At 69.5% G+C, this 12,544-nt stretch carries 13 protein-coding genes and 1 tRNA gene; 5 read left to right on the forward strand and 9 right to left on the reverse strand.

Translation table 11 applies throughout. From position 1 onward, the window contains the following. Window positions 1-117: 117 nt before the first annotated feature. Window positions 118-3,297 carry a multidrug efflux RND transporter permease subunit gene (locus QFW77_RS18060; protein WP_280576235.1) on the forward strand — a complete coding sequence of 1,060 codons (3,180 nt, stop codon included), beginning with the start codon at window positions 118-120 and terminating at the stop codon, window positions 3,295-3,297. Window positions 3,298-3,329: 32 nt separating this feature from the next. On the opposite strand, the gene QFW77_RS18065 is transcribed toward QFW77_RS18060, so the two are convergent. The 8 genes from QFW77_RS18065 to QFW77_RS18100 all read right to left on the reverse strand — a co-directional run bounded on the left by QFW77_RS18065 (window position 3,330) and on the right by QFW77_RS18100 (window position 9,690). Beyond that, on the reverse strand, window positions 3,330-3,944 hold the full coding sequence (locus QFW77_RS18065; protein WP_280576236.1) for a cytochrome c3 family protein: 615 nt from the start codon (window positions 3,942-3,944) through the stop codon (window positions 3,330-3,332). After that, on the reverse strand, window positions 3,941-4,468 hold the full coding sequence (locus tag QFW77_RS18070; RefSeq protein WP_280576237.1) for a nitrate reductase cytochrome c-type subunit: 528 nt from the start codon (window positions 4,466-4,468) through the stop codon (window positions 3,941-3,943). The genes QFW77_RS18065 and QFW77_RS18070 overlap by 4 nt, the downstream gene beginning before the upstream one ends. Before the next feature lie 40 nt (window positions 4,469-4,508). Beyond that, window positions 4,509-7,001: a periplasmic nitrate reductase subunit alpha gene (gene napA, locus QFW77_RS18075; RefSeq protein WP_280576238.1), complete on the reverse strand. Its 2,493-nt coding sequence runs from the start codon at window positions 6,999-7,001 to the stop codon at window positions 4,509-4,511. Beyond that, window positions 6,985-7,308, reverse strand: a complete 324-nt coding sequence (locus tag QFW77_RS18080) for a chaperone NapD (RefSeq protein WP_280576239.1) — start codon at window positions 7,306-7,308, stop codon at window positions 6,985-6,987. Before QFW77_RS18080 ends, napA begins: the two co-directional genes overlap by 17 nt. 4 nt (window positions 7,309-7,312) lie before the next feature. Next, a complete protein-coding gene (napE, locus tag QFW77_RS18085; RefSeq protein WP_345782119.1) occupies window positions 7,313-7,525 on the reverse strand; it encodes a periplasmic nitrate reductase, NapE protein in 213 nt (70 codons plus the stop codon). 242 nt (window positions 7,526-7,767) lie between these two features. Continuing rightward, the gene (locus QFW77_RS18090) at window positions 7,768-8,157 is read right to left on the reverse strand and encodes a phasin family protein (protein ID WP_280576240.1); all 390 of its coding nucleotides are present in this window, start codon (window positions 8,155-8,157) and stop codon (window positions 7,768-7,770) included. Between the two features lie 281 nt (window positions 8,158-8,438). After that, entirely contained in the window at window positions 8,439-8,795 is a 357-nt protein-coding gene (gene queD, locus QFW77_RS18095) for a 6-carboxytetrahydropterin synthase QueD (protein ID WP_280576241.1), read from the reverse strand. A 115-nt stretch (window positions 8,796-8,910) separates the two neighbouring features. Next, window positions 8,911-9,690: an isocitrate lyase/PEP mutase family protein gene (locus tag QFW77_RS18100; protein ID WP_280576243.1), complete on the reverse strand. Its 780-nt coding sequence runs from the start codon at window positions 9,688-9,690 to the stop codon at window positions 8,911-8,913. 134 nt (window positions 9,691-9,824) lie between these two features. On the opposite strand from QFW77_RS18100, the gene QFW77_RS18105 reads away from it, so the two are divergent. Further along, entirely contained in the window at window positions 9,825-10,682 is an 858-nt protein-coding gene (locus QFW77_RS18105) for a helix-turn-helix domain-containing protein (protein ID WP_280576244.1), read from the forward strand. A gap of 9 nt (window positions 10,683-10,691) precedes the next feature. Here the strand turns inward: QFW77_RS18105 and QFW77_RS18110 are convergent. After that, window positions 10,692-10,768 (reverse strand) — tRNA-Met (locus QFW77_RS18110). Window positions 10,769-10,906: 138 nt separating this feature from the next. Here QFW77_RS18110 and QFW77_RS18115 point away from each other — a divergent pair. From QFW77_RS18115 to bfr, 3 genes are all read left to right on the forward strand, one after another. Then, window positions 10,907-11,524: an RNA pyrophosphohydrolase gene (locus QFW77_RS18115; protein WP_425603381.1), complete on the forward strand. Its 618-nt coding sequence runs from the start codon at window positions 10,907-10,909 to the stop codon at window positions 11,522-11,524. Window positions 11,525-11,606: 82 nt separating this feature from the next. Then, window positions 11,607-11,825, forward strand: coding sequence for a bacterioferritin-associated ferredoxin (locus tag QFW77_RS18120; protein WP_280576245.1), 219 nt, complete (start codon window positions 11,607-11,609; stop codon window positions 11,823-11,825). 197 nt (window positions 11,826-12,022) lie between these two features. Continuing rightward, a complete protein-coding gene (gene bfr / locus QFW77_RS18125) occupies window positions 12,023-12,502 on the forward strand; it encodes a bacterioferritin (RefSeq protein WP_280576247.1) in 480 nt (159 codons plus the stop codon). Window positions 12,503-12,544: the final 42 nt, after the last annotated feature.

Below are 12,544 nucleotides of genomic sequence, written 5' to 3' on the forward strand. Positions count from 1 at the left end.
GAGCCGGCCCCCGGGGACGCCGACGGGACGCAGGCGGGGGGCGAGGACGCCCCCGCGGCCGGAGACGCGGACGCCGCGGCGGCGGCGCCGCCGCCGGACTCCGGGGACTGACCGGCCATGCCCAGATTCTTCATCGACCACCCGGTCTTCGCCTGGGTCGTCTCGATCCTGATCACCCTGAGCGGCATTATCGCCGTGCTCAACATGGGCGTGGAGTCCTATCCGAACGTGGCCCCGCCGCAGGTGACGGTATCGGCCACGTATCCCGGCGCCGACGCGCAGACCACCGAGCGCGCGGTCACCCAGGTGATCGAGCAGCAGCTCACCGGCATCGACAACCTGCTGTACTTCAGTTCCAGTTCCAGCGCCTCCGGCGGCGCCAGCGTCACCCTGACCTTCGAGACCGGGACCGATCCCGACATCGCCCAGGTGCAGGTGCAGAACAAGGTCTCGCTGGCCACGCCGCGACTGCCCAGCGAGGTGACCCAGCAGGGCGTGGTGGTGGCCAAGGCCAACGCGGGCTTCCTGATGGTGGTGGCGCTGCGCTCGGAGACCCCCAACGTCGACCGCAACGCGCTCAACGACCTGATCGGCACCCGGGTGCTCGAGCAGATCGCGCGGCTGCCCGGCGTCGGCAGCACCCAGCAGTTCGGTTCCGAGTACGCCATGAACATCTGGCTGGATCCCGACCGGCTGCAGGGCTACGGCCTGTCGGCCAGCCAGGTGCTGGCCGCGGTGCGCGGGCAGAACGTGCAGTTCGCCGCCGGCGCGCTCGGCTCGGATCCGGCGCCGGAGGGTCAGGGCTTCACCGCCACGGTCTCCGCCGAGGGGCGCTTCAGCACGCCCGAGCAGTTCGGCGACATCGTGCTGCGGGCCGACGCCGACGGCTCCACCGTGCGCCTGGCCGACGTGGCGCGGATCGAGACCGGCGCGTCGGGATTCGGCTTCGATACCCGCTTCAACGGCCGGCCGACCGGCGCCTTCGCGATCCAGCTGCAGCCGGGCGCCAATGCCCTCACCGTGGCCGAGGCGGTGCGCTCCCGGATGGACGAGCTGCAAGCGAGCTTCCCGGAAGGCGTGAGCTGGTTTTCACCCTACGACAGCACCACCTTCGTCCGGATCTCGATCCAGGAGGTGCTCAAGACCCTCGCCGAGGCGGTGGTGCTGGTGTTCCTGGTGATGCTGCTGTTCCTGCAGAACCTCCGCGCCACCCTGATCCCGACCCTGGTGATCCCGGTGGCGCTGCTGGGGACCTTCCTCGGCCTGAGCATGATCGGCTACACCGTCAACCAGCTCACGCTGTTCGCGATGGTGCTGGCGATCGGCATCGTGGTCGACGACGCGATCGTGGTGATCGAGAACGTCGAGCGGATCATGGCCGAGGAGAAGCTGCCGGCGCGCGAGGCGACGATCAAGGCGATGGGCCAGATCACCGGCGCGGTGGTGGCGATCACCGTGGTGCTGGCGGCGGTGTTCATCCCCAGCGCGCTGCAGGGCGGCGCCTCGGGCGAGATCTACAAGCAGTTCGCGATCACCATCGCGGTGGCGATGGGGTTCTCGGCGTTTCTCGCGCTGGGCTTCACCCCGGCCCTGTGCGCGACCTTTCTCAAGCAGCACGCGGCCGAGGGCGAGAAGAAGCAGAACGTGGTCGTCCGCACCTTCAACCGCTGGTACGACCGCGTCAACCGCACCTACGTCGGCCACATCGCCAGCGCGGTTCGGCACGCGCCGCGGTGGATGGCGGTCTTCGCGGCGCTGGCGGTGGTCTGCGGCGTGCTCTACGTGCGCCTGCCGGGGAGCTTCGTGCCCGAGGAGGACCAGGGCTACGCGCTGGCGATCGTGCAGCTCCCGCCCGGCTCCACCCTGCAGCGCACCCAGGCCGTGTTCGAGCAGGTTCGCGGCACCCTGGAGCAGGTGGAGGGGTTCGAGGGGATGATGCAGGTCGCGGGCTTCAGCTTCGTGGGCCGCGGCGAGAACGTCGGCATGGCATTCATCCGGCTCGAGGACTGGAGCGAGCGCGACGTCAGCGCGGCGGAGTTCATCCAGAGCGCCAACCGGGCGCTGGCGTCGGTGCGCGACGCCAGCATCTTCGTGGTCAACCTGCCGACGGTACGCGGCCTGAGCCAGTTCGGCGGCTTCGACATGTACCTGCAGGATCGCGCCGGCGCCGGCCGCGAGGCGTTGGCCGAGGCGCGCGACACCTTGCTGGCCAGCGCGGCGCAGAACGAGGCGCTCGCCGGGGTGCGGCCGAACACGCTGGAGGACGCGCCGCAGCTTCGGCTCCACGTCGACCGCGTGCAGGCGCAGGCGATGGGGCTGTCGGTCAACGACGTCTACAGCGCGATCCAGCTGATGCTGGCGCCGGTGTACGTCAACGACTATGTCGCCGACGGCCGGGTCAAGCGGGTGAACATGCGCGCCGATGCGCCGTTCCGCACCGATCCCGGCTCGCTGGCGCGGTTCTACACCCCGGTGGTCGGCGAGGACGGCAGCCGCGCGATGGTCCCGCTCAGCAACGTGGTGACGGCGGAGTGGACCACCGGCGCGCCCGCCCTGACCCGCTACAACGGCTATTCGGCGGTCAACATCGTCGGTTCGCCGGCGCCGGGCCGCAGCTCCGGCGAAGCCATGGCGGCGTTGGAGCGCATCGTCGAGCAGGACCTGCCCGCAGGGTTCGGCTACGACTGGACCGGCCTGTCGTACCAGGAGATCATCGCCGGCAACACCGCCACGCTGCTGCTGGTGCTGTCGGTGGTCGTGGTGTTCCTGTGCCTGGCGGCGCTCTACGAGAGCTGGTCGATCCCGGTCTCGGTGCTGATGGTGGTGCCGCTGGGCATCCTCGGCGCGGTGCTGTTCACCATGCTGCGCGGGTTGTCCAACGACATCTTCTTCAAGGTCGGCATGGTGACGGTGATCGGGCTGGCGGCGAAGAACGCGATCCTGATCGTCGAGTTCGCGGTGCAGCGGCGCGCCGAGGGCAGCACCCTGCGCGACGCGGTGGTGGAGGCGGCGCGGCTCCGCTTCCGGCCGATCCTGATGACCTCGTTCGCGTTCATCATGGGCGTCACCCCGCTGGCGCTGTCGAGCGGCGCCGGTGCCAACGCCCGCCACGCGCTCGGTACCGGGGTGATCGGCGGGATGCTGTTCGCCACCTTCCTCGGCCTGCTGCTGATCCCGGTGTTCTTCGTCACCGTGCGCCGGGTGCTGGGCGATCGGCTAGACGAGCCCGCGCCGGAGTTCGCGCAAGCGCGGCCGGCTGCCGCCGGGCCGCCGGCCGAACCGCCACCGCGCGAGTGACTCGACCACGCCCGGCCCTGCGCCGGGCGTGGTCATTCCAGGCCGCCCTGGGACACGCCGGTCATGTCCGGCAGGCGATGGGCGATGCCCTTGTGGCAGTCGATGCAGGTCAGCTCGCCGGTGCCCAGGTACTGCTGGTGGATCCACGCGGCGCGGCTGGCCTGGCGGGTGAGGTCCATCGAGTCGTAGTCGTGGCAGTTTCGGCATTCCAGCGAGTCGTTGGCCTTCAGCCGCGCCCATTCGTGCTCGGCCAGTTCGCGGCGGTGCTCGCGGAACTTCAGCTCGGTGTCGATGGTGCCGAAGATCTTGCCCCAGACTTCCTTGGAGGCCTGCATCTTGCGCGCGATCTTGTCGGTCCAGTCGTGCGGTACGTGGCAGTCGGGGCAGGTGGCTCGGACCCCGGAGCGGTTGCTGTAGTGGATGGTCGATTTGAGCTCCTCGTAGACGTTGTCCTCCATCTCGTGGCAGCTGACGCAGAAGGTCTCGGTGTTGGTGGCTTCGAGCGCGGTGTTGAAGCCCCCCCAGAAGACGATACCGGCGAGGAATCCGCCGAGGGTCAGGAAGCCGAGGCTGAAATGCAGGCTCGGCGAGCGCAGGGTGCGCCACCAGGGCTGCAGGCTGCGCCCCAGGGAACGCAGCCGCTTCATTCCCGGCGTTCCCGCTGCAGCAGGGTATCGATGTCGACGAATTCGTTGGCGACCAGCGGTTGCGCATCGGTCTGGGTCACGTGGCACTGCAGGCAGAAGTAGCGCCGCGCCGAGATCGTGGCCAGGAACTGGTCGTCGCGGTCCATGTAGTGGGTCACGCTGACCTCGGGCGCCTGGAACTGCGGGGCGTTGGCGCGCGCGTGGCAGAGCATGCAGCGGTTGGAATTGAGGTCCACCTGGTAACCGTCGATGCTGTGCGGGATCGTCGGCGGCTGCATCGGGTAGGCGCGTCCGCGGCGCACGTCGAAGTTCTCCACCCGCGCCATCGGCAGCGGGCTGACCTCGACGTCGATCGGCACGTGGCGGCGGAGCCCGTCGATGTCGCGGGACGGGTTGCCGCGCGCGCTGATCGGCGGGGAGGGCGGGGCCAGCTCGGGCTCCGACTTGGACGGCGCCCAGTCGCAGCCGGCGAGCAGCAGCGCGGCGGACAGCAGGATCGGAAGCGACGGGACGGCGATGCGCATCGTGGACTCCTGGTGGTCGTCTGGTCCGCAGGCGCGCGCCTCAGGCGCGCACCACCCTGGCGGCGCATTTCTTGAAGTCGGTCTGCTTGGAGATCGGGTCGGTGGCGTCGAGGGTGACCTTGTTGATCAGCTGGGCGGCGTCGAACCACGGGACGAAGATCACCCCGCGCGGCATGCGGTTGCGGCCGCGGGTCTCGATGCGGCTGCGCATCTCGCCGCGGCGCGACACGATCCGTGCCTCGTCGCCGCGCTTGAGCCCGCGCGCCTGGGCGTCGTCGGGATGCATGAAGATCACCGCCGAGGGAAAGCTGCGGTAGAGCTCGGGAATGCGCATGGTCATCGAGCCGGAGTGCCAATGCTCCAGCACCCGTCCGGTGACCAGCCAGAGGTCGTATTCCTCGTCCGGCGACTCGGCGGGGGGTTCGTAGGGCAGCGCCCAGATCACCGCGCGTCCGTCGGGGTTGCCGTAGAACTCGAAACCGGTACCGGGCTTGACGTAGGGGTCGGCGCCCTCGCGGTAGCGCCAGCGCGTTTCCTTGCCGTCCACCACCGGCCAGCGCAGCCCGCGCTCGCGATGGTAGGTGTCGAACGGCGCCAGGTCGTGGGCGTGGCCACGGCCGAACTCGGCGTATTCCTCGAACAATCCCTTCTGCGGGTAGAAGCCGAACGCCGCGGCCTCGTCGTTGTCGTAGCCGGGCTCGATGTCCTCGACCGGGAAGCGGTCGACCTTGCCGTTGCGGAACAGCACCTCGAACAGGGTACGGCCGCGAAACTCCGGATTGGCCGCCAGGATCTCTTCCGGCCAGCACTCGTCGGTGGTGAAGCGCTTCGAGAACTCCATCAGCTGCCACAGGTCCGAACGCGCCTGGCCCGGCGCGCTGACCAGCTGGTGCCAGAACTGGGTGCGGCGCTCGGCGTTGCCGTAGGCCCCTTCCTTTTCGACCCACATCGCCGTCGGTAGCACCAGGTCGGCCGCCTGGGCGGTCACGGTGGGGTAGGGATCGGAGACGACGATGAAATTCTCCGGGTTGCGGTAGCCGGGGAAGCCCTCGCCGAGCAGGTTGGCCGCCGCCTGCATGTTGTTGTTGGCCATCACCCAGTAGGCATTGAGCTTGCCGTCGTTGAGCATGCGGTTCTGCTCGACCGCGTGGTAGCCCGGCTTCTCCTGGACGATGCCGTGCGGGATCTGCCAGATCTCCTCGGCGTGGCGGCGGTGCTCGGGGTTGGCCACCAGCATGTCCGCCGGCAGGCGGTGGCTGAAGGTGCCCACCTCGCGCGCGGTGCCGCAGGCCGACGGCTGCCCGGTGAGCGAGAAGGGGCTGTTGCCGGGGGTGGCGATCTTTCCGGTCAGCAGATGCAGGTTGTAGACCATGTTGTTGGCCCACGTGCCGCGGGTGTGCTGGTTGAAGCCCATGGTCCAGAACGACATCACCTTGGTCTTCGGCTCGGCGTAGAGTTCGGCCAGCCGCACCAGCCAGTCGCGTTCGACGCCCGTCATCTCCACGGCCCGCTCGAGGGTGTACGGCGCGACGAAGCGCGCGAACGCCTCGAAGTCGATGTCGGTGCCGCCATTGGCGTCGCCGGCGTTCTTCGCCTTCGTCTCCAGCGGATGATCCGGGCGCAGCCCGTAGCCGATGTCGTCGTTGCCCTGGCGGAAGCGGGTGTGGCGGTCGACGAAGTCGCGGTTGACCCGCCCGCTGCCGATGATGTGGTTGGCGATGTAGTTGAGGATCACCAGGTCCGAGTGCGGCTTGAAGACGATCGGGATGTCGGCGAGCTCGAAGCTGCGGTGCTCGTAGGTCGACATCACCGCCACCCGGACGTGCGGATTGGAGAGCCGGCGATCGGTCACCCGGGTCCACAGGATCGGGTGCATCTCGGCCATGTTCGAACCCCACAGCACGAACGCGTCGGCGGCCTCGATGTCGTCGTAGCAACCCATCGGCTCGTCCATGCCGAAGGTACGCATGAAGCCGGTCACCGCCGAGGCCATGCAGTGGCGCGCGTTGGGATCGATGTTGTTGCTGCGGAAGCCGGCCTTGAGCAGCTTGTTGGCGGCATAGCCTTCCCAGACCGTCCATTGCCCGGAGCCGAACATGCCCACCGCGGTCGGCCCCTTCTCCTTCAGCACGCGCTTGAACTGCGCCGCCATCACGTCGAAGGCCTCGTCCCAGCCGACTGGGGTCAACTCGCCGTCCTTGTGGTACGCGCCGCCGCGCTTGCGCAGCAGCGGGGTCTCCAGGCGGTCGGCGCCGTACAGGATCTTCGACAGGAAATAGCCCTTCACGCAGTTGAGCCCGCGGTTGACCTCCGCGTGCACGTCGCCGTGCGTGGCCACCACGCGCCCGCCGCGCACCGCCACGTTGATGCCGCAGCCGGTGCCGCAGTAGCGGCACGGGGCCTTGCTCCACTTCAGGCCGGCGACGTCGCCCTCGCGGGTGACGTCTGCCAGGCTGGCCGCCCCCGGCATGCCCGCGGCGGCGGCCGCTGCGGCGACGGCGGAGGTGCGGATGAATTCACGACGCGTGGCCATGCGGCGCTCCGGGGCTGTGGTCGGGGGCGGGCTGCTCCAGCGAGGCCCGCGCTTCGGCGTGGTGGTAGACCAGGCTGACGTTGAGCACGCCGGGCAGGGCGCGCAACCGGTCGATGCAGTCCATCAGGCCGGCGGTATCGGGGCTTTCCTGCAGCAGCACGCTGCGGTGGTCGCCGGGGATCGCGATCTCCAGGCCGCCGATGCCGGCGGCCGCGGCGTGCAGCCCCGCACGCGCTTCCACCCGGTGCTGCACCACCAGGCTGGCGATGTGCAGCTCGTCGGTACGGGCACCGGCCGCGGCGGTCATCCGCTCAGCTGCCCGGGGGGCCGAAGATCATCTGCCAGATCCAGACCACGAATCCGAACCCTGACACCAGCAGCACCGCGAGCACGGGGAACAGCACCACGGTGAGGAACAGGAACACCTGCAGTTCGCGCCGCCGGCTCACCGGCGCGGGCTGCGCCTGGATCTTCGTCTCGTCGGAAGGCGTTGTGGCGTGCATCTGCATGTCGCGATCGAGCATATCGCGCACCGGTCCCGGCGACACCTTGCATCGCCGCATCGCCAGATGGCGTGAATCCCGCGGGACACTGCGCCGGCTTTCAGGCGGACACCGTTGCTGCGCGAACCCGACAGGCGGCCGGCTATCGGCGAAGAACGAAAAAAACCCGGCCGCTTGCGCGGCCGGGTTTGGGTTCAGGCAGCGCCGCTTCCCGGAGAGGGAGGAGGCGGCGCTCCGCTGAAATCCGGCGCGAGCCGGGTGGCTCAGGCCTTGCGGCCGGCCTTGGTCGCCTTGGTGGCGGCGTCGCGGACCTGCTCGGTCGCGACGTCGAACTGACCCTTGGAGATCTGCGCGATCGCCTCGTTGGTCTTCAGGGTGCGCGCGAACGCCTCCTGGCCGGCGTTGATGCTGCGCTCGATGTTCTCGCGCGCGACCTGCACGCCCTTCGGCAGCACGGCCTTGTAGCCGTCGATGTCGCGCACCTCGGCAACCTCGCCCAGGAAGGCGAAGGCGGCGTTGGCGTTCTGCTCCAGGATGCTCATCTGCAGGCCGAACACCTTCTCGGCGTTCTCCAGGGCCAGCTGGTTGACCTGGGCGGCGGTGTCGGCGAACTGGCGGGTGGCGGTGCTGAACTGCTCGTTGAACTGATACATGGCGGTTTCCTGCTTCGATGGTCCGGCAGGGGTGCCGGGTTTGTGCGGTGCAGCATATGCGGGGCTTTGCTGCATTGCAACATCAGGCCGACGAACGGCGCCCATCGGTTCAGGATCCCTTTGGGATCAGCGGGTTGGAAGCCCCGGCTCGTGGCGAAGCGGGCCATGCCCGCGAAAACCCGCACCGCCCCGGCGCGCCGGAAACGCCGCGAGCCGTCAACGGTCCGGAGGCCGGGGCCCGCGCTGCGGGCCGTCGCCGGCCGGCCCGAACTCGCTCCAGGTCATGCCCCCCGGTAGCGGCATCCCGACGTGCAGGTCTCGTGCACCACCACCTCGCTCAGCGCGGGCAGCGCGGGACGCAGCCGCTCCCAGATCCAGGCCGCCAGGCGTTCGCTGGTCGGATTCTCCAGCCCTTCGATCTCGTTGAGGTAGTGGTGATCCAGGCGTTCGTACAGCGGCCGGAACGCTGCCTTGAGGTCGGCGAAATCCATCACCCAGCCGGATTCGGGGCCCGGCTCGCCGGACACGTGGATCTCGATCCGGAACGAGTGGCCATGAAGCCGCGAGCACTTGTGCCCCTCCGGCACGTTCGGCAGCCGGTGCGCGGCCTCGATGGTGAAGACCTTGAAGATGTCCATGGCGGCAATGATGGCCGAAAACCCCGGCGCCGTCGCGGCGGGACCGCGCCGCAGCCCGCCGATACCGGGATGGCACCGGCGGGGTCCGCTGCCCGGAGAGGAGCCGAAGTCGCGCTCACTCCGGGGGTGGAGCCAGCGCGGCCCTGGCCGCTTCGGCCAATGCGCGCATCGCGGCGAGGTACGGACCGGGGCCGTGGCTGATGCGCGCCACCCCGATCCCGGCCAGGCGCGCCGCCGCGGGCGCGGATGCACCGGCCATGATGTTGACCGGCAGCGGCGAGGCCCTCGCCAGGGTTTCGATCAGGCGCACGTCCGTGAGGTTGGGGACGAACAGCCCGTCGGCACCGGCCTTCGCGTAGAGCTCGGCGCGCCGCAGGGCGTCCTCGACCATCGACGCGTCGTGGTCTTCGGCGGGCCTGGCGAAGAAGACGTCGGTTCGCGCGTTGATGAAGAGCGGAATCGCGGACGTTTCGGCGGCGCGGCGCGCTTCGGCGAGGCGTTCGGCCTGCTCGGCCGGATCCCGCAGTGCGCCATCCTCGGGACGGCTGTCCTCGAGGTTGCAGCCGACCGCTCCGGCGGCGATCGCCCGCTCGACCGTGAGGCCGACCGCGGCCGCGGTCCGGCCATACCCGCTTTCCAGATCCAGACTGACCGGCAGGTCGGTGGCCGCGACGATCCGGGTGAGGTTGTCCAGCACCGCCTGCAGCGGAACCTGCTCGCCGTCGGCCAGGCCGTGGGACGCAGCCACGGCCCAGCTGGCGGTCGCCAGTGCGTCGGCGCCGGCGTCGGCGACCACCTTCGCGCTGCCGGCGTCCCACACGTTGAACAACAGCAGGGGCCGCTCGCCCGCGTGCAGGGACCGGAACAGTCGGGCCTTGTCTTTCTGGTTGGGCATGGGTTGCCTGTCCGATGGTTGGGGAGCACGGATGCTGGGCGACGAATCGCGCCCGGGCAATGACCGCCCGGATCGCATTGCCATGACCTGCAGGGTCATGGCCGTGCGCCGTCCCCCCGCCGTATCCTCGCCGCATGGACAGACGCGCCGCCCGCCGCCCGACCGCCCCGGTGGGCAACCTGCTGCGCGAATGGCGCGCCGCGCGCCGGCTCAGCCAGCTCGATCTGGCGATCTCGGCGGGGATCTCGGCCCGTCATCTGAGCTGCGTCGAGACCGGCAGGGCGCAACCGGGCCGCGACACCCTTGCCCGGATCGCGGACGCGCTCGAGATGCCGCTGCGCGAACGCAACGCCCTGCTGCTGGCGGCCGGCTATGCGCCGGGGTATCCGGAGAGCCCGCTGGGCGCGCCGGAGCTGGCCGGAATGCAGCGCGCGATCGAGTTCATCCTGGCGCAGCAGGAGCCGTACCCGGCGTTCGTCATCAACCGCCACTGGGGCGTGCTGTCCGCCAACGGCGGCGCGGAGCGGGTGAACCGCTTCGTGCTCGGCGGCAGGTCCAGCGCCCACCGCAACATCGTCCGCCAGTTCTTCGATCCCGCCGACCTGCGTCCGGCGCTCGCCAATTGGGAAGAGGTCGCCCGCGAGATCATCCACCACCTGCACGACCACGTCGCATCCACGCCGACCGACCGGGCGGCCAGGGCGTTGCTGGAAGAGGCGCTGGGCTACCCGGGCGTACCGGCGCACTGGCGCGTCCGCGATCTGTCCACCGCGCCTTCGCCCCTGCTGACCACGGTACTCAGGCGCGACGACATCGAACTGAGGTTCTTCTCGACCATCACCACCTTCGCGGTGCCGCGCGACGTGACCCTGGCCGAGCTGCACGTCGAATGCTGCTTTCCTGTCGACGACGCCACCGCCACGCACTGTCGGCGGCTCGCGAGCGCGGTGGACGGCGAAACCGCCGGAGTGGGTGAAACCGCCGGCGCCTGATCTGGCAGATGGTGGCTATGGGTGGACTCGAACCACCGACCCCAGCATTATGAGTGCTGTGCTCTAACCGGCTGAGCTACATAGCCACGGGCCGCACGCATGGGCGCGGCGAACCGGGAATTGTCCATGCGGGCGGGCCCTCCGTCAACGGCGGCGGGCCGCGCTTGTCGCTTCCCCCCCGCCGTGGCAGAGTCGAATGCAGTGAAATTTCCGGAGTCCGCATCGTGATCGATCCGGACGGCTATCGACCGAATGTCGGCATCGTGCTGATGCATCCCGACGGGCGGGTCTTCTGGGCCCGGCGGGTGCGCCACGACGGGTGGCAGTTCCCGCAGGGGGGCATGAACACCGACGAGACCCCGCTCGAGGCCATGTATCGCGAACTCAACGAGGAGACCGGGCTGCAGCCGGGCCACGTCGCGGTGCTGGGCGTCACTCCGGGCTGGCTGCGCTACCGGCTGCCGCAGCGGGCGATCCGGCGCAGCGACCGGCTGGTCTGCATCGGCCAGAAGCAGGTGTGGTTCCTGCTGCAGTTCACCGGCGACGATGCCGACCTGCGCCTGGACCTGACCGAGAAGCCGGAGTTCGACCACTGGCGCTGGGTCGACTTCTGGTACCCGCTGGAGCACGTGGTGACCTTCAAGCGCGGCGTCTACGCCAACGCGCTGCGCCACCTGGCGCCGTTCGCGCGGCAGGTGGCCGGCCCGCAGGCGGTCCCCTTCGTCAAGATCGATCCGCAGCGCCACGGTCCGCGGCGCCAGCGGCCGCGGGGCCGGGTGCGCGGGGGCAGCGGCGGGCCGGGCGGCGCCAACGGCAAGCTGGGCGATCGCGGCCACAACTGATCCACGGCGTTCCGGCCTGTTAATTGACAATCATTCGCGTTTCTGGCGCAATTGGCTCCCACGCCCGACCCGCCTTATCAACGTGTACGTCTGCCTCTGCAACGGCATCACCGAGAGCGACATCCGCAAGGCCGCCGAGGCGGGCTGTTCCAGCCTGCCCGAGTTGACCATGCGGACCGGCGTTGGCGCCTGCTGCGGCAGTTGCGTGGAGGCGGCCACCGAGGTGCTCGAACGGGCGCAGCCTGCCCTGCCGCCGCGGGAACTCGACCTGCCGCTGCTCGCGGTGGCGCGCGCCGCCTGAGCGCGGCGGCCCGATCCTCCCGGGCGATCCGCGGCCCACCCATTGCGCGATCGCGCCGCCTGATCCCGGCCGCCGCCGCTGTTCGCTTCCGCAGGCCGGCCACACCGCTTGCCGGGTGAAATGCGCACGATTCCCGTTCCGTCATGCATCTGCCGGCGGCGCTAGAGTGGTGGCCGATCCAGTTCCCGGAGACGGCCATGAAAGGCGACACGAAGGTCATCGAATTCCTCAACAAGGCGCTCTACAACGAGCTGACCGCGATCAACCAGTACTTCCTGCACGCCAAGATGCTGAAGAACTGGGGGCTGCTGGCCCTGGCCAAGCACGAATACGAGGAATCGATCGACGAGATGAAGCATGCCGACATGCTCTCCGAACGCATCCTGTTCCTCGAAGGGCTGCCCAACTTCCAGGCGCTGGGCAAGCTGAAGATCGGCGAAGGTCCGCGCGAGGTGCTGGAGTGCGACCTCGCGCTCGAACTCGAGGGCATCCCGCTGCTGCGCGAGGCGATCGCCCATTGCGAACAGGTGCAGGACTACGTGAGCCGCAAGCTTTTCGCCGACATCCTGGAGTCGGAGGAGGAGCACGTCGACTGGATCGAGACCCAGCTCGAGTTGTTCGGCCGGATCGGCGAGCACAATTACCTGCAGAGCGGCGTCGGCGAGCACGACGACTGAACCGGACGCAGCCGCTCCCGGCCATCTTCCGCCGTGCCGTCG

Source organism: Luteimonas endophytica (genome assembly GCF_029887875.1).
In the GTDB taxonomy this organism is placed as follows: Bacteria; Pseudomonadota; Gammaproteobacteria; order Xanthomonadales; family Xanthomonadaceae; genus Luteimonas; species Luteimonas endophytica.

Excerpts from the sequence above, each read along its gene's own strand:
- QFW77_RS18060 (WP_280576235.1), top strand. The coding sequence starts at position 118 with ATGCCCAGATTCTTCATCGACCACCCGGTCTTCGCCTGGGTCGTCTCG.
- QFW77_RS18065 (WP_280576236.1), bottom strand. The coding sequence starts at position 3,944 with ATGAAGCGGCTGCGTTCCCTGGGGCGCAGCCTGCAGCCCTGGTGGCGC.
- QFW77_RS18070 (WP_280576237.1), bottom strand. The coding sequence starts at position 4,468 with ATGCGCATCGCCGTCCCGTCGCTTCCGATCCTGCTGTCCGCCGCGCTG.
- napA (WP_280576238.1), bottom strand. The coding sequence starts at position 7,001 with ATGGCCACGCGTCGTGAATTCATCCGCACCTCCGCCGTCGCCGCAGCG.
- QFW77_RS18080 (WP_280576239.1), bottom strand. The coding sequence starts at position 7,308 with ATGACCGCCGCGGCCGGTGCCCGTACCGACGAGCTGCACATCGCCAGC.
- napE (WP_345782119.1), bottom strand. The coding sequence starts at position 7,525 with ATGCTCGATCGCGACATGCAGATGCACGCCACAACGCCTTCCGACGAG.
- QFW77_RS18090 (WP_280576240.1), bottom strand. The coding sequence starts at position 8,157 with ATGTATCAGTTCAACGAGCAGTTCAGCACCGCCACCCGCCAGTTCGCC.
- queD (WP_280576241.1), bottom strand. The coding sequence starts at position 8,795 with ATGGACATCTTCAAGGTCTTCACCATCGAGGCCGCGCACCGGCTGCCG.
- QFW77_RS18100 (WP_280576243.1), bottom strand. The coding sequence starts at position 9,690 with ATGCCCAACCAGAAAGACAAGGCCCGACTGTTCCGGTCCCTGCACGCG.
- QFW77_RS18105 (WP_280576244.1), top strand. The coding sequence starts at position 9,825 with ATGGACAGACGCGCCGCCCGCCGCCCGACCGCCCCGGTGGGCAACCTG.
- bfr (WP_280576247.1), top strand. The coding sequence starts at position 12,023 with ATGAAAGGCGACACGAAGGTCATCGAATTCCTCAACAAGGCGCTCTAC.